Source organism: Mycobacterium sp. 1245852.3 (assembly GCF_001669335.1).
In the GTDB taxonomy this organism is placed as follows: domain Bacteria; phylum Actinomycetota; class Actinomycetes; order Mycobacteriales; family Mycobacteriaceae; genus Mycobacterium; species Mycobacterium europaeum_A.
In genome coordinates, this window is sequence record NZ_LZLL01000208.1 from 1 (window position 1) to 20,552 (window position 20,552).

The 20,552-nt window shown below is 67.4% G+C and carries 19 protein-coding genes, 3 pseudogenes and 1 riboswitch; of the genes and pseudogenes, 21 read left to right on the forward strand and 1 reads right to left on the reverse strand.

All coding sequences use genetic code 11. From position 1 onward, the window contains the following. The 19 genes and pseudogenes from rplJ to A9W96_RS09620 form a co-directional block, all read left to right on the forward strand. Positions 1-485 (forward strand): 50S ribosomal protein L10 (gene rplJ / locus A9W96_RS09535; protein WP_231999641.1); only part of this gene is annotated, 485 nt, incomplete at its 5' end. A 31-nt stretch (positions 486-516) separates the two neighbouring features. Next, positions 517-654, forward strand: a pseudogene (locus A9W96_RS30310) (50S ribosomal protein L7/L12); the annotation flags it as partial. Further along, positions 608-1,651: pseudogene (locus tag A9W96_RS09540) on the forward strand (S8 family serine peptidase); the annotation flags it as partial. The pseudogenes A9W96_RS30310 and A9W96_RS09540, both read left to right, overlap by 47 nt. Before the next feature lie 19 nt (positions 1,652-1,670). Continuing rightward, positions 1,671-2,879, forward strand: a complete 1,209-nt coding sequence (gene eccE / locus A9W96_RS09545) for a type VII secretion protein EccE (protein ID WP_066872652.1) — start codon at positions 1,671-1,673, stop codon at positions 2,877-2,879. Next, entirely contained in the window at positions 2,876-4,708 is a 1,833-nt protein-coding gene (gene eccA5, locus A9W96_RS09550; protein WP_066872655.1) for a type VII secretion system ESX-5 AAA family ATPase EccA5, read from the forward strand. The genes eccE and eccA5 overlap by 4 nt, the downstream gene beginning before the upstream one ends. Before the next feature lie 125 nt (positions 4,709-4,833). Further along, positions 4,834-5,009, forward strand: a riboswitch (M-box (ykoK) riboswitch). Positions 5,010-5,291: 282 nt separating this feature from the next. Next, positions 5,292-5,591, forward strand: coding sequence for a PE family protein (locus A9W96_RS09555; RefSeq protein ID WP_066880855.1), 300 nt, complete (start codon positions 5,292-5,294; stop codon positions 5,589-5,591). An 18-nt stretch (positions 5,592-5,609) separates the two neighbouring features. Continuing rightward, positions 5,610-6,791 carry a PPE family protein gene (locus A9W96_RS09560; protein WP_067139262.1) on the forward strand — a complete coding sequence of 394 codons (1,182 nt, stop codon included), beginning with the start codon at positions 5,610-5,612 and terminating at the stop codon, positions 6,789-6,791. Positions 6,792-6,810: 19 nt separating this feature from the next. Next, the gene (locus tag A9W96_RS09565) at positions 6,811-8,022 is read left to right on the forward strand and encodes a PPE family protein (protein WP_067139265.1); all 1,212 of its coding nucleotides are present in this window, start codon (positions 6,811-6,813) and stop codon (positions 8,020-8,022) included. Between the two features lie 17 nt (positions 8,023-8,039). Further along, positions 8,040-8,375, forward strand: a complete 336-nt coding sequence (locus A9W96_RS09570) for a DUF732 domain-containing protein (protein WP_066872668.1) — start codon at positions 8,040-8,042, stop codon at positions 8,373-8,375. Between the two features lie 1,103 nt (positions 8,376-9,478). Next, positions 9,479-10,744, forward strand: coding sequence for a PPE family protein (locus tag A9W96_RS09575; protein WP_067139268.1), 1,266 nt, complete (start codon positions 9,479-9,481; stop codon positions 10,742-10,744). 66 nt (positions 10,745-10,810) lie between these two features. Further along, positions 10,811-12,214, forward strand: a complete 1,404-nt coding sequence (locus A9W96_RS09580) for a PPE family protein (RefSeq protein ID WP_067139271.1) — start codon at positions 10,811-10,813, stop codon at positions 12,212-12,214. A 39-nt stretch (positions 12,215-12,253) separates the two neighbouring features. Further along, entirely contained in the window at positions 12,254-12,577 is a 324-nt protein-coding gene (locus A9W96_RS09585; protein ID WP_066872676.1) for a DUF732 domain-containing protein, read from the forward strand. Between the two features lie 105 nt (positions 12,578-12,682). Next, on the forward strand, positions 12,683-13,009 hold the full coding sequence (locus A9W96_RS09590) for a DUF732 domain-containing protein (protein ID WP_066872679.1): 327 nt from the start codon (positions 12,683-12,685) through the stop codon (positions 13,007-13,009). 166 nt (positions 13,010-13,175) lie between these two features. Next, the gene (locus A9W96_RS09595) at positions 13,176-14,417 is read left to right on the forward strand and encodes a PPE family protein (protein ID WP_082972117.1); all 1,242 of its coding nucleotides are present in this window, start codon (positions 13,176-13,178) and stop codon (positions 14,415-14,417) included. A gap of 86 nt (positions 14,418-14,503) precedes the next feature. Continuing rightward, positions 14,504-15,898: a PPE family protein gene (locus tag A9W96_RS09600; RefSeq protein WP_067139277.1), complete on the forward strand. Its 1,395-nt coding sequence runs from the start codon at positions 14,504-14,506 to the stop codon at positions 15,896-15,898. Beyond that, complete coding sequence (locus tag A9W96_RS09605; protein ID WP_066872689.1) at positions 15,895-16,212, forward strand: DUF732 domain-containing protein; 318 nt, start codon at positions 15,895-15,897, stop codon at positions 16,210-16,212. Before A9W96_RS09600 ends, A9W96_RS09605 begins: the two co-directional genes overlap by 4 nt. A gap of 120 nt (positions 16,213-16,332) precedes the next feature. Then, positions 16,333-17,049, forward strand: a complete 717-nt coding sequence (locus A9W96_RS09610; protein WP_066872826.1) for an MgtC/SapB family protein — start codon at positions 16,333-16,335, stop codon at positions 17,047-17,049. Positions 17,050-17,127: 78 nt separating this feature from the next. After that, positions 17,128-18,081 (forward strand): sterol desaturase family protein, encoded by a 954-nt coding sequence (locus A9W96_RS09615; protein ID WP_067023982.1) that lies wholly within the window; start codon positions 17,128-17,130, stop codon positions 18,079-18,081. Positions 18,082-18,175: 94 nt separating this feature from the next. Beyond that, positions 18,176-18,853 carry a hypothetical protein gene (locus A9W96_RS09620; RefSeq protein ID WP_066872695.1) on the forward strand — a complete coding sequence of 226 codons (678 nt, stop codon included), beginning with the start codon at positions 18,176-18,178 and terminating at the stop codon, positions 18,851-18,853. 25 nt (positions 18,854-18,878) lie between these two features. Here A9W96_RS09620 and A9W96_RS09625 read toward each other — a convergent pair whose 3' ends face one another. After that, on the reverse strand, positions 18,879-19,340 hold the full coding sequence (locus tag A9W96_RS09625; protein WP_067139280.1) for a nitroreductase family deazaflavin-dependent oxidoreductase: 462 nt from the start codon (positions 19,338-19,340) through the stop codon (positions 18,879-18,881). A gap of 118 nt (positions 19,341-19,458) precedes the next feature. On the opposite strand from A9W96_RS09625, the gene A9W96_RS09630 reads away from it, so the two are divergent. Both A9W96_RS09630 and A9W96_RS09635 read left to right on the forward strand, forming a co-directional pair. Next, on the forward strand, positions 19,459-20,142 hold the full coding sequence (locus A9W96_RS09630; RefSeq protein ID WP_067139283.1) for a TetR/AcrR family transcriptional regulator: 684 nt from the start codon (positions 19,459-19,461) through the stop codon (positions 20,140-20,142). A 133-nt stretch (positions 20,143-20,275) separates the two neighbouring features. Beyond that, a pseudogene (locus A9W96_RS09635) lies at positions 20,276-20,485 on the forward strand (VOC family protein); the annotation flags it as partial. Positions 20,486-20,552: the final 67 nt, after the last annotated feature.

A 20,552-nucleotide genomic window follows, 5' to 3' on the forward strand; every position in this document is an offset into this window, starting at 1 on the left:
CTGCCTCCGACGAGCACAGCACCGGCCCCTTGGGCAGCAGGTGCCACGGGCCCTCCTCCTGCGTGGGGTGCGCCGGGATCGAGGGGCTCGACGAGCTGTTCGCCGGCCCGACGGCCATCGCGTTCGTCCGGGGCGAGCCGGTCGACGCCGCCAAGGCCATCAAGACCTTCGCCAGGGAGAACAAGGCGCTGGTCATCAAGGGCGGCTACATGGACGGCCACCCGCTGACGGTCGCCGAGGTGGAACGCATCGCGGACCTCGAGTCCCGCGAGGTGTTGCTGGCCAAGCTGGCCGGCGCCATGAAGGGCAACCTGGCCAAGGCGGCCGGGCTCTTCAACGCGCCCGCCTCGCAGGTCGCCCGGCTGGCGGCCGCGCTGCAGGAGAAGAAGGCCTCCCAACCCGGCTCAGAAGCCCCTGCGGCTCCGGCAGCGGCCGCAGAACCCGTCGCCGAGGCCCCCGCCGAGACCCCGGCCGAAGCCGAATAAACCCGAACCCCAACCAGGAAGGACCCACACCATGGCAAAGATGTCTACCGACGACCTGCTCGACGCGTTCAAGGAAATGACGCTGCTGGAGCTCTCGGACTTCGTCAAGAAGTTCGAGGAGACCTTCGAGGTCACCGCGGCCGCCCCCGCCGCCGTCGCCGCCGCCGGCCCCCAAGGCGGGCCCGGACGCGTTCAGCGGGGTGGCTCCGGACGTCGACATCATCGCGATCCGGCAATCCAGCCAGGCCTTCGGCCTCAAGGACGCCTACACCGGTGACGAGGATCCGCAGACCTCGGCGAAGATCGACAACGTGCAGACGATGGCGCGGGCGATCGTGCACGCCGCCAACATGGGGGCTCAGGTCATCAACATCTCCGACGTGACCTGCATGAGCGCGCGCAACATCATCGACCAGCGCTCGCTGGGCGCGGCGGTGCGCTACGCGGCCGTCGACAAGAACGCCGTCATCGTGGCCGCCGCTGGTGACACCAGCAAGAAGGACTGCAAGCAGAACCCGCCGCATGATCCGTTGCAGCCCAACGATCCTCGCAACTGGAATGCGGTCACCACGGTCGTGACGCCGTCCTGGTTCAGCGACTACGTCCTGACGGTCGGCGCCGTGGACAACGACGGCCGCCCGCTCAGCCAGGGCAACCAGGGTCAGGCGTCGACGAGCGTGGCCGGACCGTGGGTCGGGATCGCCGCACCGGGAACGGACGTCATCGGTCTGTCGCCCCGCGACGACGGGCTGATCAACGCGATCGACGGACCCGACAACACGCTGCTGGTCCCGTCCGGCACCAGCTTCTCGGCGGCGATCGTGTCCGGGGTCGCCGCGCTCGTGCGGGCGAAGTTCCCGCAGCTATCGGCGTATCAGGTCATCAACCGGTTGACGCGCACCGCCCGGGCGCCGGCACGAGGCGTGGACAACCAGGTCGGTCACGGTGTCGTCGACCCGGTGGCGGCTTTGACCTGGGACGTGCCCGACGGTCCGGTGAAACCGCCGCAGCAGCTGTCGGCACCGCTGAACATTCCGAAACCCGTGCCGCACCGGGATATGGTGCCAGTGTGGGTGGCCGCCGGCGGCTTGCTGGGGGCGCTACTCATCGGCGGCGGAGTGTTCGGTACGGCGATGCTGATGAAGCGATCGCGGAAACAGCAATAGGGGCGGAGCAGCAACACTCATGAAGGCTCAGCGCAGATTTGGGTTGTCGTTAACGTGGCCGCGGCTGACCGCGGTGTTCTTGGTCGACGTGGTGATCATGGTGGTGGCCAGCCACTGCCCCGAGTCCTGGCAGGGCACGTATCGCATCGCGTTCTGGGTGGGCGTCGGTCTGGCCCTGCTGGTGACGCTGCTGTCGCTGGTCACCTATCACGGGCTGACGGTGACCTCGGGGTTGGCCACGTGGCTGTGGGACTGGTCCGCCGACCCGGGTTCGGCGCTGGCCGCCGGCTGCACCCCGGCCCTCGATCACCAACGCAAATACGGGCGCGACACGGTCGGCGTGCGCCAGCACGACGGCCAGTTGGTCACGGTGATCGCGATCAACGGGGGTGACGAGGAGTCGGCCTCGCGGCTTCGGCACCGCAATTCGCCCCCCACGCTGCTGGTGTCGGCGGTCGCGTCGGGACTGCGCCAGTTCGACATCCACCTCGACGACATCGACATCGTGTCGGTGAAGGTCCGGCGCGGCGGCCCCGAAGCCAGAGCCGCGGAGTTGTCCAAGCTGGACGACTGGGGGCCCGAAGAGTGGGAGGTGGCCCACGACCAGCCCACCTCCTACATTCGCCGCACCTGGCTGGTGTTGCGGATGAACCCGCAGCGCAACGTCGCCGCTGTGGCCGCCCGCGATTCGCTGGCGTCCACCCTGGTGGCGGCCACCGAGCGGCTCGCCCAGGACCTCGACGGGCTGACCTGTGCGGCCCGGCCGTTGACGGCCGACGAGCTCGCCGAGGTCGACCGGGCGGTGCTGGCCGATCTGGAACCGACCTGGAGCCGTCCCGGGTGGCGACGCCTCAAGCACTTCAACGGTTTCGTCACCAGCCTGTGGTTGTCGCCGTCCGACATCACCACCGAGAAGCTGGACGAGCTGTGGGACGACGAGACCGTCGCGACCGTGCTGACCATCCGGCTCACCTCGCGCGGCGGCCGGCCGCAGGTATCGGCTTGGGTTCGCTACCACACCGAGAAGCGGTTGCGCAGGAACGTCGCGTCGGGGCTCAACCGTCTCACCGGACGCCAGCTGGCCGCGGTGCGCGCCAGCCTGCCCGCCCCCACGGCGCGCCCCCTGCTGGTGGTGCCGAGTCGTCCACTGCGCGCCGACGATGAAGACCTTGCGTTATCCGTCGACCAGCTGCGAGGGAGCTCGGCGGGCGTACCTGTAGCGCAATGACGAGGCCGCAATCCACCGCTGAAGGCGCCCGCAACGCGATGGTCGCCGGCCTGTTGGCCTCCGGCGTCTCGGTCAACGGGCTGCAGCCCAGCCACAACCCGCAGGTCGCGGCGCAGATGTTCGCCACCGCGACCAACCTGGATCCGGGCATGTGTGACGCCTGGCTGGCGCGAATCCTGGTGGGGGAGCAGAGCATTGACGTGCTCTCCGGCGCGTGGTCGGCCATCCGGACGTTCGGTTGGGAAACTCGCCGCCTCGGGGTCACCGAGCTGCAGTTCCGTCCCGAGGTCTCCGACGGGCTGTTCCTGCGGCTGGCGGTGACCAGCGTCGAGACGTTGGCGTGCGCGTACGCCGCGGTCCTGGCCGAAGCGAAACGCTACGAGGAAGCCGCGAAACTCATCGACAGCGTCGAGCCCCGCCAGCCCGTCGACGAGGAACTCGTCAGCTACGTGCGCGGCGTGCTGTACTTCCGCACCGCTCGGTGGCCGGATGTGCTCAACCAGTTCGCCGAGGGCAAGAGTTGGCGGCAGCCCGAGCTGAAGGCCGCGGGTGCCGCGATGGCCACCACGGCGCTGGCTTCGCTGGGTGTGTTTGAGGAGGCCTTGCGCCGCGGTCAGGACGCCATCGAAGGTGACCGGGTGCCCGGCGCGGCCAACATCGCCCTGTACACCCAGGGGATGTGCCTGCGGCACCTCGGCCGCGAGGACGAGGCCGTCGAGTTGCTGCGGCGGGTGTACTCGCGGGACCCGAAGTTCACGCCGGCCCGCGAGGCGCTGGACAACCCCAACTATCGGCTGGTCTTGACCGACCCGGAAACGATCGAGGCCCGCACCGACCCGTGGGACCAGGACAGCGCGCCGACCCGGGCCGAGACCGAGGCCGCTCGTCACGCCGAAGAGGCGGCGAAGTACCTGGCCGAGGGCGACGCCGAGCTCAACGCCATGCTGGGCATGGAACGTGCCAAGCGCGAGATCAAGCTCATCAAGTCGACGACCAAGGTGAACCTGGCGCGCGCCAAGATGGGCCTCCCGGTGCCCGTGACCTCGCGCCACACGCTGTTGCTCGGACCGCCTGGCACCGGAAAGACCTCGGTGGCAAGGGCTTTCAGCAAGCAGCTGTGCGGGTTGACCGTGCTGCGCAAGCCCGTGGTGGTGGAGACCAGCCGCACCAAGCTGCTGGGGCGGTACATGGCCGACGCGGAGAAGAACACCGAGGAGATGCTCGAGGGCGCCCTCGGTGGCGCGGTCTTCTTCGACGAGATGCACACGCTGCACGAGAAGGGTTACCAGCAGGGTGACCCGTACGGCAACGCGATCATCAACACGCTGCTGCTGTACATGGAGAACCACCGCGACGAGCTGGTGGTCTTCGGCGCCGGTTACGCCAAGGCCATGGACAAAATGCTGGAAGTGAATCAGGGTCTGCGACGGCGGTTTTCGACCGTCATCGAGTTCTTCAGTTACACCCCGGACGAGCTGGTCGCGCTGACGCGGTTGATGGGCCAGGAGAACGAAGACGTCATCACCGATGAGTCGGCCCAAGCGTTGCTGCCGTCGTACACAAAGTTCTATCTCGACGAAAGTTATTCCGAGGACGGCGATCTCATCCGCGGCATCGATACGCTCGGCAACGCCGGTTTCGTGCGCAACGTGGTGGAGAAGGCCCGGGATCACCGCAGTTTCCGTCTGGACGACGAGGACCTGGATGCGGTGCTGGCCAGCGACGTGACCGAATTCAGCGAACGTCAACTGCTGCGGTTCAAGGAACTGACGCGGGAGGATCTGGCCGAGGGTCTCAGCGCGGCGGTCGCCGAGAAGAAGGCGGACTAACCCGGGTCCTGGCCCGTCCGGTGGCCGCCATTGCGCGCGCCCCCAGGTAACGGGCGCGTGAACCGTTGCGGATGCGTTGTCCTTCAGCTTGACTCGACGACCGCCGAGTGCCACCATGGCCAATGCAAGCACCTCGCTAGGTGAGGCGTCTGCACGGACATAGGCCACTGACCTCGAACGTCGAAAGACGCCCAGGGTCAGGACAGCTCTTCCCGGATTAAGGGTTGAGCCCAAGTGGCTTCCGGCTTCAGGTAGCCGGATACGCCGTGTGGTGCCGAAGCTCTGACGAGAGGGGTGCCGCAGCCGGCCGTTTCGCCTGGTTGCTCCTCCCCGTGTGCACCGTGTGGCACCCCTGCGTGCCCTGGCTTGGAGGAGGTGAGAGCGACGTGAGTCCCGACGACAGTCCGTATTCCAGATCGATGACCATTTCGCTTCGATCCGACCTCGGCATCGATATTTCCTGAATTGGCTTGTATTTAGCCACCTTTCGTAACGCGCGCGCTCACTGACGTGTGGCGCTGATGCGCGCCCCGGCGCGGCCAGGGATCCTGGCTCGCCTCCTTTCTTGGTGGGGAGATTTGTGATGAACTTTGTTACCGCACAGCCTGATTCGCTGGCCGTCGCCGCCAGCCGGCTGCAAGAGATCGGTTCGGCGCTGACCGCGCAGAGCTCGGCCACCGCGGCCCCGATGACCGGGGTGGTGCCTGCCGCAGCGGATGTGGTGTCGATGCTGACGGCGGCGCAATTCGCCGGACACGGCCAGCTGTTCCAGGCGTTGAGCGCTCAGGCAGCGGCGCTACACGAGAACTTCGTGATCACCTTGCAGGCCAGCGCCGGCTCGTATGCGGCCACCGAGGCCATCAACGCAGCCTCGGCCCGCTGAAATCGTTGGGAATGCATCATGTTGGATTTTGCGGCGCTGCCGCCGGAAATCAACTCGGCCAGAATGTATTCGGGGCCCGGATCGGGCCCAATGCTGGCCGCCGCCGCGGCATGGAGCACGATGGCCGCGGAGATGCGCTCCGCCGCAGCCGCTTACGGGTCTGTGGTGACCGAACTGACCGGTTCGGGTTGGCTGGGGCCGTCCTCGATGTCGATGTTGGCCGCGGCCGCGCCCTATCTGGCCTGGCTGGACGGCACCGCCACGCAGGCTGAGGAGGCCAGCGGCCAGGCGTTCGCGGCAGCGTGCGCCTTCGAGTCGGCCTTTGCCATGACGGTGCCACCGCCGGTGATCGCGGCTAACCGCGCTCAGTTGGCCGCGCTGGTGGCAACCAATGTGTTCGGCCAGAACACGCCCGCGATCGCGGCCACCGAGGCGCAGTATGCCGAAATGTGGGCGCAGGATGCGGCCGCGATGAACGGCTACGCCAGCGCTTCGAGCACCGCGTCCCAACTTGCTCCGTTGGCTGCGCCGCCGTCCACGGCGAATACCGACGGGGTGGCGGCGCAGGCGAACACCGTGGCCCAGGCGGCCCAAACGCCAGCGGGTTCGGTGCAGTCGGCAGTGTCGTCGGGCGGGGGCGGTATCTCGTCGCCCGGTTCGGTGTCGTCGTATCTGGCCGGCCTGCTGAGCGGATCGGATAATTCCGCTTTCGGTACGTTCACGAACGGCAACTTCTTCAGCACGGCCGTGGTCAATGGCGCGCTGGCCGGCGGTCCCTTCAACCCGCAGTTCATCATTTCCTCGGTCCAGGGCGTCCTGGCGGCCCAGCATGCGACGACGCTGGGGGGCCTCGCGGATTTCGCCGCCGACGCCGAAGGCATGACGAGTGCCGACCTGGCGTCGAGCACGGTGGGGTCGGCCGGCCTGGGCGGCGCGTCTGGCGGGGTGGGCAATGCGCATCTGGTGGGGTCGCTGTCCGTGCCGCAGAGCTGGACGTCGACGGCCAATATCAACCCTGGTCAAACGGCCGTCCAGGCCACCGGCGTCACCGGTCTCACCGACACGACGGCAGCCCCGGCCGCGGGCGGGCCCGGAGGTGTCGCGGGGCCGGTGGGTAGCACCGGTCGGCGACTGCGCCGCGCCATCCCCAAATACGGGTTCCGGCCCGTCGTCATGCCACGTCCGCCGGCCGCCGGCTGAGAACTCTGGAGAAGATGTCATGTCGCTATATGCGGGATTGCCACCCGAAATCAACTCGGCCAGAATGTATTCCGGCCCCGGCTCGGAATCGATGCTGACCGCCGCCGCCGCGTGGAACGCCATTTCCGCTGAAATGCGTTCCGCTGCAACCAGTTATGAATCGGTGATCGCGGCGCTCACCAGCGAATCCTGGTTCGGACCGTCCTCGGCGAAAATGTCGGCGTCGGTGGCACCGTTCGTCGAGTGGCTCAACAACACCGCCGTCCAGGCGGAGCGGGCCGGTACCCAAGCCAACGCCGCCGCGGCCGCATACGAGGCCGCGTTCGCCGCAACCGTGCCCCCGGCCCTCGTCGCGGCCAACCGCACGCAGCTGACCAACTTGGTGGCGAGCAACCTGTTCGGCCAGAACACTGGATTGATCGCGGCCAATGAGGCCCAATATGGCGAGATGTGGGCGCAAGACGCCGCCGCGATGACCACCTACAGCACCGCCTCGCGCGCGGCAACTCAAATGACCCCGTTCCAACAGCCGCGGTCCGGCACCACCGGCGGCGGCAACGCGCAGCAAGCCGCCACGGTCGCTCAAGCCAACGCCGCGACCGGCGCCAGCGACCCGTCGGGGGGACTGCTTGCATGGCTGGGACTCGCGCCCAACACCAACGGCTCCGGCCAGCCCGGGCTGGCGGGACTCATGAACTTTTTGGATGGATCCGACGGCAACGTATTTGGGAGCTTCCTCAACAACGCCTCGGTCGCAAACTTGTCCAACGCGTTTACCACCAGCGGGTTGTTGAACCCGACGTCGTTCGTCGATTCGGCGGTCAACATGAATTCCATCTCGTCCTTGAATGCGGTAGACGCAAGCACGTCGGGACTGGGGGTGCTGGCCGCCGGCCTTGGGGGCACCGCCAACCTGGCGTCGGTGACCGCGCCCGGCGTGGCAGCGGTAGCCGGCGTCGGACAGGCGAGTCTGGTCGGGGCCCTGTCGGTTCCGCCGGCCTGGGGTGCGGCTGGAGCGGCAATCACGCCAGTGGCGGCGACGACCCAGGTCGGCCTAGGCGCTTATCACGGGTTCGGCTCTGCCACCCCGATGGTGATGGAACAGGCCGGGGCAGTCGGCATGCCGGGTGTGCCGCTGGCGGGCCTCCCCGGTGGGCACGAGGACGAGTTCTCCGAGCCGATGTACGGGTTTCGCCCCCGCATCATGGGTCGCCCACCGGCCGCCGGATAAAGCGAGGGAATTCCGACATGAGGTACCTACCGATTCTGACCGCCGTCATTGCCGTGGTCGGCACGGCAATACCAGCGCACGCCGACTCCGACGACGACGCATTCCTTGCCGCGCTCAACAAGGCGGGTATCACCTACTCGAACCCCGACCGCGCGATAAAGGCGGGGCAAAAGGTATGCGACTTGGCCAACTCAGGGACCACGGAGCTCGACATCATCAGGGACGTCCATGAGCTCAACCCGGCGTTTACCGCAGCAAAATCCGCCCTTTTCGTCCAGGCCGCCGCCAGCGCCTACTGTCCCGACCGTCTCTCCACCAGCGATGGCGGAACGAACCCGCACAGCAGTGGCTAACGCCCACACCGGAGGCCGACGAGCAGCGGGTGGCGCGTCGCTGACGTCGTCGCCCTGCCCAATCCGCGCCGGGGACGGGCCGGCTTCGTGATGCCCCGGCCGTCGATCCCTTATCCGGCGCGCGATCCACAATGGCGGGCTGTTCGGCAACGTCTCATCGTCCGTTGTCGCTGCTTCCAGTGAGACCGGAAGTCGGCAGTGATCTGCAGAAACGGCCTTCCAGGAAACTGCCAGTAGCTAATCAGTGCTACAGCAGAGTGACCGCGTCTACTCGTATGAGGGAACCTGAGGAGAACGGTTGTGACGATCAATTATCAGTCCGGCGCTATAGCTGCCCGAGGTGCTTTGATCCGCGCCCGGGCCGCGCTCTCGGACGCCGAATATCGGGCCGTCGTTCGTGATGTGCCGGTTACTACCGGTGTCCCGTGGAGCGCCGCTGCTCGGCTCGCCAGTCGGAAGGTCACCACGGGCGTCGGTCCTCAAGTTCCAGTTACCTTCCGCGGCAATGCCGGGATGTCCGGGGCGCTATTCCGACGGTCCGCACAATATCGCGCTTAATGATTTCTTGAACCGATATAGGAGGTTGTGAAGATTCGCGATCGGAGACCACAGCGGTAGCTTCTGAGCGTAGTTTATAACGTCGGCAATGGTGCCGGCTATGCATTCAGAACATTCAGAATACGCGAGTTAGACATTCACGGATTGAGTTGTATCAAGCCGTCGGTCGATGCTGCCCGCATTTGGCTTTACCACGTGATTTACACCACTAACTCAACGTTGCTATGCAGCGTTCTCACACTGGTCAAGCCGTTGCAAACACATTTGTTTAACAAACGTTTACCTGATGGGAACGCCCACCGAATAAGCGTTGGTCAGCATCGTCAGTGCAATAGCAGCGTGGCTTGACCAGTTGTTCATATGCCATTCGGGCATGCATTTACAGCTAGGAGCGGTATGGCTTTGTTGCCTGCAGCACATGAGGTTTGTACATGTGTCTTATAACAATTCCGTCGCACTCCTTGCGAGGTGTCGCCATTGTGTCGATGTCGCGGCCATGGAGCGCTGCGTGCGCCAGCCGCCAGATGAGGGATCGGAGGCCCTAGATGTTGGATTTCGGGGCTTATCCGCCGGAATACAACTCGGGGCGGATGTACGTCGGTGCGGGCTCGGGGCCGCTGCTGGCCGCTGCCGCGGCATGGGATGAATTGGCCGCCGAGCTGCAAAGCACCGGGGCGTCGTACAGCTCGACCATCGAGACGCTTGCAACGGGACCGTGGACGGGACCATCCTCGATCGCCATGGCGGCCGCCGCCGCACCCTACGTGGCCTGGATCCATGCCACCGGCGCGCAAGCCGAACAGGCAGGCGCCCAGGCCAAACTCGCGGCCGGCGCCTACGAGGCCGCCTTCGCCGCGACGGTTCCGCCGCCGGTGATCGCCGCCAACCGCGCCCTGCTCGCGACGTTGATCGCGACCAACATCCTCGGCCAGAACACGCCGGCGATCGCCGCCACCGAAGCCCACTACATGGAGATGTGGGCGCAGGACGCCGCCGCGATGTACACGTACGCGGCGACCTCAGCTAGTGCCGCTCAGCTGACCCCGTTCGTCGAGCCCCCGCGGACCACCAACGATTCGGCGGGCCCCACGCAGGCGGCCGCGGTCGCCCAGAGCACCGGGCAGTCAAGCTCGAACACCGCCAGCCAATTGGCGCAACTGAGCAGCACGATGCAGCCCGCGGCGCAGGCCGCGAGCAACGCCAGCAGCACGACAACGGCGGCGTCCGGTTCGTCACTCACCCTGCCGAGTGCGATAACGAATTGGAACGAGTTCTGGTCGGTCGCCACCGGGCCGTTCTCCCCGCAGTCCTGGACCAGCATCCCGGGCGGTCCATTCCTGTCATTCGGCCAGGCCTACGCCTGGGGGCAGAACGGGCAAGGCGCCGCCGCCTATCTGGCGGGGCCCAAGGCCATTTCTGGGGCGTTGGCGCCGCTGACCAGTGGCGCCAACGCCGTCAAACCCGTGCTCAGCTCCGCGGTCGGGGCGGGGCAGGTATCCGGGTCGATGGGCAAAGCCGCTCTGGTGGGCAGCATGTCGGTGCCGCAGGGCTGGACCGAGGCCGCCCCCGCGATCCGAACCATCGCCCAGGTGCTGCCCACCAACATGGCCGCGGCGCCGGCCGCACTGGCCGGTGAAGAGGGCGTGTTCAGCCAGATGGCCCTGTCCAGCCTGGCCGGACGCGCCGTCGCAGCCGCCGCAACCCGGCCCGCCGGCGGTGCCGCCTCGGCAGCGGGTTCGCTGGGCGGCGTTGCCGCCGAGGCCGATCCGGCCGCGGCCACCATCATCGTGATCCCGTGCATCGAGGAGTGATCGCGATGACGCAATCGCACGGCAGCCAATCACCGACCGTCCGGACGCGAAGGTAGGGGTACGAAGATGTTTTACGGAGCCTTTCCACCCGAGTTCAATTCGGGCCGGATGTACAGCGGTCCGGGCGCGGGGTCTTTGGTGGCCGCGGCGACGGCCTGGCAGAATCTGGCCACCGAATTGCAGTCCACCGCAACGTCTTACTCGTCGGTGCTCTCCAGCCTGACGGCCGGGCCCTGGGTGGGACCGTCATCGCTGGCGATGGCGAGCGCGGCCGCCCCGTACGTCGCCTGGATGCAGCAGACCGCCGCGCAGGCCGCCCAATCCGCGATCCAGGCCACCGAGGCCGCGGCCGCCTACGAGACGGCCTTCGCCGCACACGTGCCGCCGGCGGTGATCGCCGAAAACAGGGCCCTGCTCGCACAGCTGGTGGCCACCAACCTGTTCGGGCAGAACACGTCGGCGATCGCCGCGAATGAGGCCCAGTACAGCGAGTTCTGGGCTCAAGACGCCACCGCCATGGACACCTACTTCGCCTCGTCGGCGACGGCGTCCAACAACCTGACGGAGTTCAGCCCGGCGCCCAAGACCACCAACGAGGGGGCCGAGCCGATGCAAGCGGCCGCGGTGAGTTCGGCGGCCAGCACCCCCGCCGCTAACGTCGCGAACACCGCGGCAAGCGCCGCCACGACCACTCTGCCCTACAGCGGATTGTTCTCGGGCCCGGCGAACCTCGCCTATCTCTACAACCAGTTCGTCACAAATCTTTTGAACGGCCTGCCGGGCGGGTCGAGCTTCTATACGGGCTTGTACAACGCCGTGAAGGTGCCGCTGGGTTTGACCACCCAGTTCAACGACATCGGGTTGCTGGTCAACTTTCCGTTGTCGCAATGGCTCAAGTTCGCCCCGCCCATCGGGTATGGGGCGCTGCCGAAAGACGCCCTGGGCGCCGGGCTGGGGGCGTTGGGCTTCGGCCGCGGCACCCTGTACAGCTCGATCACCCCGATCGCCGGCATGGGCAACGCCGGCACCCTGGTCGGAAAGCTGTCCATCCCGCCGAGCTGGGCCACGTCCACCCCGGCCATCAGAACGGTTGCGGCCGCGCTGTCGGCGGCCGGAACCGAAGCCGTGCCCGCGGCCGCGCTGGGCCAGGGGAGCCTGTTCAGTTCGATGGGGCTGGCCGGGATGCTCGGTAGCGCCGTCGGCTCCGGTGGACCCACGGTGGCGCGTGCCGGTGTGCGCAACCGGATGACTCCCATCAAGGACCTCAAAGACAAGCAATCACCGGAACAGCTGAAACGCCTTGTCGCACAGATCTCGGAGCAGCCTGAAACCGTCCAGCACCACAACGTCGATCAAGAGAACCTCGACGCGCTGCTCGAGCAGCTGGCCAAGAAGCCGGGCATCCACGCGGTGCATCTGAAGAAGGGCGACAAGTCAAAGGTCATACCCGCCGATGCCCAATTGGGTTGAGCGGCACGGACAATCCGCCACGACGGAAGGGTGATAGCGATGAAAAGACTACTGGCGTTGCTTGGCGTCGTTGTGATGATCGGGTTGGCCGCACCGGCGTACGCGGATCCTCCGCCGGTGCCCGACGGGGACGACGGCGGCTTCGTCGCCGCGCTGCAGCAGGCCGGCTTCAGCTTCAGCAGCCCGGGGTCGGCCGTCGCCGCCGGCAGGGCGGTGTGTTCGTGCTTGAACAACGGCGAATCGGGCCTCGAGCTGGTCCACGACGTGAAAACCCACAATCCCGGGATGGACATGGAGATGGCGTCGAATTTCGCCGTGCTTTCCGCGAAGTACTACTGCCCCCACCAGCTTTCCAAGGCCTGACGCCCGCCCGCGGCGCTGACCTGTGAAACACACTGCAGCTCAACATGTCTGCGAAGCGCCGCGCGCCGCTGCGGTCATCTCCTGAACATGGGACAATCACCGGTCATGAGACTGCTGCTCGCGCTCGGCGTCGGCGTTTCGGCCGCGATCGCGCTGGCCCCGCTCACCCATGGCGACCCGGCGGCACCCGGCGTCGACGAGGCCGGTTTCCTCGCCTCGCTGCGCAGCGCGGGCATCACCTACTCGACCCCTGACGGGGCGATCAAGTTCGCCAAAGCGGTGTGCGTGTCGATGGGCAACGGCGAATTCGGCCCGCAAATGCTGGACGAGCTCAAGAGTGAAAACCCCGGGCTCACCAATGATCACGCCACGTCCTTCCTGGCGATCGCGGCGAAATACTATTGCCCGCAGCAACTCTACGCAAAACGCTGACCTAGCGACGGCGGGTTCGACCGCGGCGGAGCACCTCTCCAATCACATGAAACATAGATATGTTCCGCCTGTGAATCCCATGAATTCCATTTGAGCCGGAGCTTGTTTGCCGGCTGGTGGCGTATGCGCTCCTACCCTGGCGCCAGAGGAGGACGGGAGGCAACGGGTGGACTTTGGGGCGCTGCCACCAGAGGTCAATTCGGGACGGATGTACGTGGGCGCCGGATCGGGGCCCTTGCTGGCCGCCGCCGCGGCATGGGATGCGCTGGGAGCCGAGCTGTATTCCTATGCGGCGGCATACAGTTCGACGATTTCGGGCATGACTATCGGGTCCTGGTTTGGACCGGCGGCGACGTCGATGAGTGCCGCCGTCACCCCGTATGTGGCATGGGCAAACCAGTCCGCTGCCCAGGCGGAACAGGTCGCGATGCAGGCAAGGCTCGCTGCCATGGCCTACGAGACCGCGTTCGCGGCGACCGTGCCCCCACCGGCGATCGCCGCCAACCGCAGCCTGTTGATGACGCTGATCGCCACGAACATCCTCGGCCAGAACACCGCGGCCATCGCGGCCGCCGAAGCGGAGTACGCCGAGATGTGGGCCCAGGACGCCGCCGCGATGTATGCCTACGCCGCCGCGTCGGCTGCGGCCACCCAGTTGCCGCCCTTCGCTGAGCCGCCGCCGACGACTGATTCGTCCGCGGTGGCGAGGCAATCCGCAGCGCTGGCGCAGAACGCCGCGTCGGACGTCGCATCCCAGCTGCCGGCGCTGATCGACGCGCTGCCCACGATGCTGCAAGGCCTGGCGTCGACCCCTTCGGCGGCGGCGGCGACGCCGGCGGCATCGATCATCGAAGCCATTTACCCCATCACCGCCGCCCTCAGGCCATTTTTCGCCGCCATCACCGGCGCCTACAGCCCCATCGGGGCGATCATCTTGCCCGGCGGCTGGTGGCTGCTGTCCCTGCAGGCCTTAGGGCTGGCCCAAAACGCGCCGGGTGTCGCCGAACTGCTCGGCGGCGGGAAGGCCATCGCCGGCGGGTTGTCGCCGCTGGCTCCGTTGCGGGGCGGCTACGTCTCCGCGGTGACACCAGAGATCGGGGGCGTAGCGGGGTCCATGGGCCGCGCGACCCTGGTCGGATCGCTGTCGGTCCCGCAAGGCTGGGCCGCAGCCGCGCCCGTGATGAAGACAGTCGCCTCGGTACTGCCGAGCGCGAGTACGGGGCCAATCCCGACGATCCCCACGACGCCGCAAGGGGTGATGTTCGGCGAGATGGCCGCGGCGAGCCTGGCCGGACGCGCTTTGGCGGGCGCCGGTGTGCGCACCGTCAGCAATGGCACCACCGGCCTCGCGGCGGCGGCTGATGGCGTTGCCACCACGGCCACAATCATTGTGGTACCGGCGGATTGAGCGGACCTTCGACATGACACCTCGGACGGCACCGAACCATCGCACCATGGAGAACGCGCCATGCCCGCTGTGACCAGGGCGCCGCGATGAATTTCGCTCTCCAGCCACCCGAGATCACCTCTGGCCAGATGTACCTGGGTCCGGGGGCGGGACCGATGCTGACGGCCGCCGCCGCGTGGGACGCGTTAGCGGCCGAATTGCAGTCGGCCGCATCGTCTTACAGTTCGGTCATCGAGGGGCTGACGAACGAGGCGTGGGCCGGCCCGTCGGCGGTCGCCATGGCCGCCGCCGCCGCGCCGTACGCGGCCTGGATGTCGACGATCGCGGCGCAGGCGAAGACGGCGGCCATCCATGCGACGGCGGCCGCGGCGGCCTACGAGAGCGCCTTCGCGGCGGTGGTGCCACCGACCGCGATCGCGACCAATCGCGCACGATTGGCAATGCTGTTGGCCACCAACGTTTTCGGGCAGAACACCACCGCGATCGCCGCAACCGAGACCGAATACGGCGAAATGTGGGCGCAGGACGCCACCGCGATGTTCGGCTACGCCAGCGCGTCTGCCGCCGCCACCCGGCTGACCCTGTTCACCGAGCCACCCCAGACCACCAACGCGACGGGAATCGCCGCCCAGTCGGCCGCGGTGGGCCAGGCCAGCGCTTTAGCAAGCAGTACCGGTGCGGCCGCGGACGCCGCGTCCCCACCGTCGGGCATCATCAGCCAGCTACTCGAGGCCCTCGGCAGCGCTTCCCGCGGCTACATGGAGTTCTGGGACCAGGTGCTCAACACCCTCACGGGTTCCCCGCTGGCCGGCACGACGTGGCAGAACACCTTCGGCATCCTCGCCGACATCGGCCGGTTCAGCACGGTCGCCAACGACAGCATGAGCCCGATCAACCTCGCCATGACCGAGTTCAAGATGTTCTACAAAGTCCCGGTCGAGGGCATGGAAATCCCGAAGTCCGCCTTGGGTGCAGGGCTCGGTCTGCGGTCGGCCGGCGCGGGCCTGACCGGCGCGGTATCAGCCGGCGTGGGCGAGGCGAACGTTGTGGGCAAATTGTCGGTGCCGCCGACCTGGGCCTCGGCGACCCCGGCGATCAGGCTGGCCAGCAGCCTTCCGGCCGCCGGCCTGGCCGCGGCCCCCACCGCCGCGATCCCAGGCAGCCTGCTCGGTCAGATGGCACTGGGCAGCCTGACCGGGGGCGCCCTCGGCGCTGTCGCGCCGCAAGTAGTGGGCGGCAGAGGCGTCCGGGCCGGCGGTGCCACGAAGAGCACCGCCCCCGTCAAACTCGACGACGTCATCGCGAAGTTGCAAAAGCAACCGGAAGCCGTGCAGCACTGGAATGTCGATAAGGCCGGCCTGGACGCTCTGCTCGACCAACTGTCGACAAAGCCCGGCATCCATGCGGTGCACGTGTCCAGTGGTGACAAGCCCACGGTGACCCCGCCCGACGCCCCGGTCAGGAGGGCGCGAACGGTATGAGACTCCTACTGGCGCTGCTCGGCGCCATCGGCACGATCAGCTTCGCGGCGCTCGCGCATGCCGAGCCCGAGGGGGACGATGGGGCGTTTCTGGCAAACCTCGACAGTTCGGGCATCACCTACAGCAGCCCCGGCCAGGTCATCGCATCCGCCAAAGCCGTATGCGGCTTGCTGGGCAGGGGTGAAACGGGTTTGCAGGTCGTCAGCGACATCAAGGATCAAAACCCCGGCATGACGATGGACGCCGCGGCCAAATTCGCGGCGCTCGCGTCGAGCGCCTACTGTCCGCACCACCTGACGCCCAAAACCGGTTAGCCCGGGCTCGCCGTTCGCGGGGGATACTCCCGACGTCGGCGATTCGGTCGGCTCCACTTGCCGTTAACCCGGATCTGGTTAGCTCCCTTCGCCGTCTTGCAACCGGGAAGGAGCGTGTCGTTGGAGACGTTGAGCGCCCTCGATTTCGCGCTCCGGCTCGGCGTCGGCGTCGGCTGCGGCGCCCTCATCGGCCTGGAACGGCAATGGCGGGCGCGTCGGGCCGGGCTGCGCACCAACGCGCTGGTCGCCGGAGGCGCCACCCTGTTCGTCCTGTACGCGGCCGCCACCTCCGACAGCAGCCCGACGCGCGTCGCGTCGTATGTGGTGTCCGGTATCGGTTTCCTCGGCGGTGGGGTGATCCTGCGGGAGGGCGTCAACGTCCGTGGCCTGAACACGGCCGCCACATTGTGGTGCTCGGCGGCGATCGGCGTGCTGGCGGCTTCCGGGCACCTGGTGTTCGCGCTGATCGGCACCGCCACCGTCGTCGGCATTCATGTCCTGGGACGCCCGCTCGGCCGGCTGATCGATCGCGACAACAGCGCCGAGGAAGACGAAAGCCTGCTGCCGTATCTGGTCCAGGTGATCTGCCGTCCCAAGCACGAGAAGTACGCCCGCGCCCAGATCGTCCAGCACGCCGGCAGCAACGACATCACGCTTCGCGGGATCCACACCGGCAACCCGGACGGCGATGAGGTCGCGCTGACCGCGCACCTGCTGATGAACGGCGATGCCCCGGCGCGGCTGGAGCGGCTGGTGGCCGAACTGTCGCTGCTGCCCGGCGTCCGCGCGGTGCAGTGGTATGCCGGGGACGAAGCGCAGTCCGACGATCGTCGCTGATCGACGCGCCACCGCGGGGCGGCGCCCGACCGACCAGGGCGAGGTGAATACCGCGGCGCTCGTCGTAGTCTTACCTGTGTGAGCGCTCTCTCAGGCTTCCTAGCCGCGCTGCCTCCGCAGATGCGGGATCCGGTGCTGTTCGCCGTGCCGTTCTTCCTGCTGCTGTTGACCCTCGAATGGACCGCCGCCCGAAAGCTGGAACATCTGACGGCCGAGGGAGCCGACGCCGTCGACGCCGCGCGGCCGGCGTCGGGAGCGCACCTGACCCGCGACTCGATGGCGAGCATTTCGATGGGGCTGGTGTCGGTGGCCACCACCGCCGGCTGGAAGACGCTGGCGCTGTTCGGCTACGCGGCGATCTACGCCTACGTGGCGCCCTGGCAGCTGCCCGCGACCCGTTGGTACACCTGGGTAATCGCGATCCTCGGTGTGGACCTGCTCTACTACGCCTATCACCGGATCGCGCACCGCGTGCGGTTGATCTGGGCGACGCACCAGGCCCATCACTCCAGCGAGTACTACAACTTCGCCACCGCGCTGCGCCAGAAGTGGAACAACAGCGGCGAGATCCTGATGTGGATACCGTTGCCGCTGTTGGGGATTCCACCGTGGATGGTGTTCTTCAGTTTTTCGCTGAACTTGATCTACCAGTTCTGGATCCACACCGAGCGCATCGACAAGCTGCCGCGACCGTTCGAGTTCGTCTTCAACACGCCGTCGCACCACCGGGTGCACCACGGAATGGACAAGGTGTATCTCGACAAGAACTACGGCGGCATCTTCATCGTCTGGGACCGGCTCTTCGGGACCTTCCAGCCCGAGCTGTTCCGGCCGCATTACGGGCTCACCAAGCGGGTGGACACGTTCAACATCTGGACGTTGCAGACCCGCGAATACGTCGCGATCGCCCGCGACTGGCGCTCGGCGACGCGCCTGCGTGACCGGTTGGGGTACGTGTTCGGCCCGCCGGGCTGGCTGCCGCGGGCGGCCCGTCCGGCCGACGCCACCACCCCGCTCGTGACCTCGCTGTAACATTTGCGCGGGCCGGCGCGAAAAGCTGAGCGTGGAGGAGGGTTACGCCGTGACCCCCGCCTCCCGTCAGTATCGGCCCGATGGATCGGAGTTCATGGTGCATCGACTGGCAACGCGCGCATTCGCCGCGTCGACTACTGTCGCAGCGCTCGCCTCCTTGCTGCCGGCCGCGCAGGCCAAAGCCGACGTCATGGTGTACCCGGGCATGGAGATACGCCAGGACAACCGGGTGTGCACGCTCGGCTACGTCGACCCCGCTCTCAAGATCGCATTCACCGCGGGCCACTGCCGTAGCGGGGCCGGAGTGGTGACGGACCGGGGCGGCGCCGTCATCGGCCGGATGGCGGCCTTCCGGGACAACACGCCCAGCGGGACGACGGTGTCCACCAGCCAGACGATCAGCGACTACGAAGCGATCGTGCTGGACAACAGCGTGACGGCGAACAACATCCTGCCGGGCGGTCGGCCGCTCGTCTCCGACCCCGGGCTGGCGCTCGCGCCCGGACAGCCCGTCTGCCATTTCGGCGTGATCACCGGGGAAACCTGCGGGACGGTGGAAAGCGTGAACAACGGCTGGTTCACCATGTCGCACGGCGTGCAAAGCCACAACGGCGATTCGGGCGGACCCGTGTACCTGGCGCCCAACGGCGGCCCGGGACAGATCGTCGGGATCTTCAACAGCGTGTGGGGTGACCTGCCCGCCGCGGTGTCGTGGGGGGCCACGTCGCAGGAGGTCCGCGAGGATCTCGGCGTGCGCGACAACGCGCACTAGGTCATCGCGCTCGCGACAACGCGCACTAGGCCAAGCCGGCCGCGCCGATCGGGGTCAGCGCGAACACCGGAATCGAGGGAGCGGCGGCGCGGAACTGCTCGTCGGTGCTGTCCGGGGTCAATCCGGCGACGTACCCCTTGACCTGCCAATACCACCGGGCCAGATAGCGCCTCAGCAGCTCGGGCTTGGCCGCGTCATCGACCTCGCTGACCCGGAGGCTGCGCCGGTGCCAGCGGGGGCCCACCTCGACGACGGCGGCCGCCCGGACATTGCGGGCCCACTGGGTGTTGCCGCGCGGGGAGACCAGGTAGTCGACGCCGTCGACGGTCAGCAGGTTGATCGCGACGGCGCGCGGCTTTCCGGTTTTGCGACCGCGCACCCGCAAGGCCCGGGTGCCGGCGATGCTGATCCCCGCTTCGGCCAGCCAGCGGATGACCCGGTTGGCGGCGCGCGCGGCCCGGTTCGGTTCTTCGTATCGCGTGGACATGTCGTGGCCTCTCAGCAATCCCGATCGAAACGAGAGCGATGCTCTCTGTTTCGACGATGCTGCCACGACCCGCCGCGGAAAGCAAGAGCGGTGTTCTCGGTCGTGACAGACTGGCGGCGTGGGCAAACGCCAGGAATCGCGCGAGCAGATCGAGGCGCGCATCATCGAACTCGGTCGCCGCCAGTTGGTCGACCGCGGCGCCGCCGGACTGTCGGTGCGTGCGATAGCCCGCGACCTGGGCATGGTGTCCTCGGCGGTGTACCGCTACGTGTCCAGCCGCGACGAACTGCTGACCCTGCTGCTCGTCGACGCCTATTCCGACCTGGCCGATGCCGTGGATCGCGCCCGTCAGTCGGTCGGCGACCTGTGGAGCGACGATGTCGTCGCCATCGCGCGAGCCACCCGGGAGTGGGCCGTCGCGCACCCGGCCTGCTGGGCCCTGCTGTACGGCAGTCCCGTGCCCGGATATCACGCGCCGCCCGAGCGCACGGTTGCGGTGGGTACCCGGGTGGTGGCGGCGCTGTTCGACGCGGTCGCGGCGGGAATCGCCACGGGTGACATCCGGCTAACCAATGATGTTGCCCCGCAACCGATGTCGTCGGACTTCGACCGGATCCGTCAGGAATTCGGGTTCCCCGGTGACGACCAGGTGCTGGCCAAGTGCTTTTTGCTGTGGGCGGGTGTGCTCGGCGCCATCAGCCTCGAGGTATTCGGGCAATACGGCGCCGACACCCTGACCGACCCGCAGGGCGTCTTCGAGGCCCAGCTGCGGCTGCTGGTGGACGTACTGAGCCGGCACTGACGGGCGCGGCGGCCGCCGGCAAACCATAATTAGAACGTGTTCACCCGGTGATCAGGCGGCCGGAGCAGCCGCCCACGGCAAAGTCATTCGGCCCCTTTCTGACGGCCCGGCGGCTGGACTATTGTGCGAGACGATGACGCTTCCCCTCGAATCACCGACGCAGATTGCCTGGGTCACCGCCGACCTGGATGCCACCGAAACGGCCCTCACCGGCCTGTTAGGGGTGCGCAAGTGGGTGCGCATACCCGAGGTGCACTTTGCTCCGGAGGCGTGCAGCTACCGCGGCGAGGCCGCCGACTTCTTTGCCAGCATCTCGCTGAGCTACCTCGGCGACATGCAGATGTGGTGCAAACCCGGCCCGCGCTCGGACAGGAAGTCACTATAGATGTTCTGGCCGCGGACCGGCTGGA

Excerpts from the sequence above, each read along its gene's own strand:
- eccE (WP_066872652.1), top strand. The coding sequence starts at position 1,671 with ATGAAGGCTCAGCGCAGATTTGGGTTGTCGTTAACGTGGCCGCGGCTG.
- eccA5 (WP_066872655.1), top strand. The coding sequence starts at position 2,876 with ATGACGAGGCCGCAATCCACCGCTGAAGGCGCCCGCAACGCGATGGTC.
- A9W96_RS09555 (WP_066880855.1), top strand. The coding sequence starts at position 5,292 with ATGAACTTTGTTACCGCACAGCCTGATTCGCTGGCCGTCGCCGCCAGC.
- A9W96_RS09560 (WP_067139262.1), top strand. The coding sequence starts at position 5,610 with ATGTTGGATTTTGCGGCGCTGCCGCCGGAAATCAACTCGGCCAGAATG.
- A9W96_RS09565 (WP_067139265.1), top strand. The coding sequence starts at position 6,811 with ATGTCGCTATATGCGGGATTGCCACCCGAAATCAACTCGGCCAGAATG.
- A9W96_RS09570 (WP_066872668.1), top strand. The coding sequence starts at position 8,040 with ATGAGGTACCTACCGATTCTGACCGCCGTCATTGCCGTGGTCGGCACG.
- A9W96_RS09575 (WP_067139268.1), top strand. The coding sequence starts at position 9,479 with ATGTTGGATTTCGGGGCTTATCCGCCGGAATACAACTCGGGGCGGATG.
- A9W96_RS09580 (WP_067139271.1), top strand. The coding sequence starts at position 10,811 with ATGTTTTACGGAGCCTTTCCACCCGAGTTCAATTCGGGCCGGATGTAC.
- A9W96_RS09585 (WP_066872676.1), top strand. The coding sequence starts at position 12,254 with ATGAAAAGACTACTGGCGTTGCTTGGCGTCGTTGTGATGATCGGGTTG.
- A9W96_RS09590 (WP_066872679.1), top strand. The coding sequence starts at position 12,683 with ATGAGACTGCTGCTCGCGCTCGGCGTCGGCGTTTCGGCCGCGATCGCG.
- A9W96_RS09600 (WP_067139277.1), top strand. The coding sequence starts at position 14,504 with ATGAATTTCGCTCTCCAGCCACCCGAGATCACCTCTGGCCAGATGTAC.
- A9W96_RS09605 (WP_066872689.1), top strand. The coding sequence starts at position 15,895 with ATGAGACTCCTACTGGCGCTGCTCGGCGCCATCGGCACGATCAGCTTC.
- A9W96_RS09620 (WP_066872695.1), top strand. The coding sequence starts at position 18,176 with ATGGTGCATCGACTGGCAACGCGCGCATTCGCCGCGTCGACTACTGTC.
- A9W96_RS09625 (WP_067139280.1), bottom strand. The coding sequence starts at position 19,340 with ATGTCCACGCGATACGAAGAACCGAACCGGGCCGCGCGCGCCGCCAAC.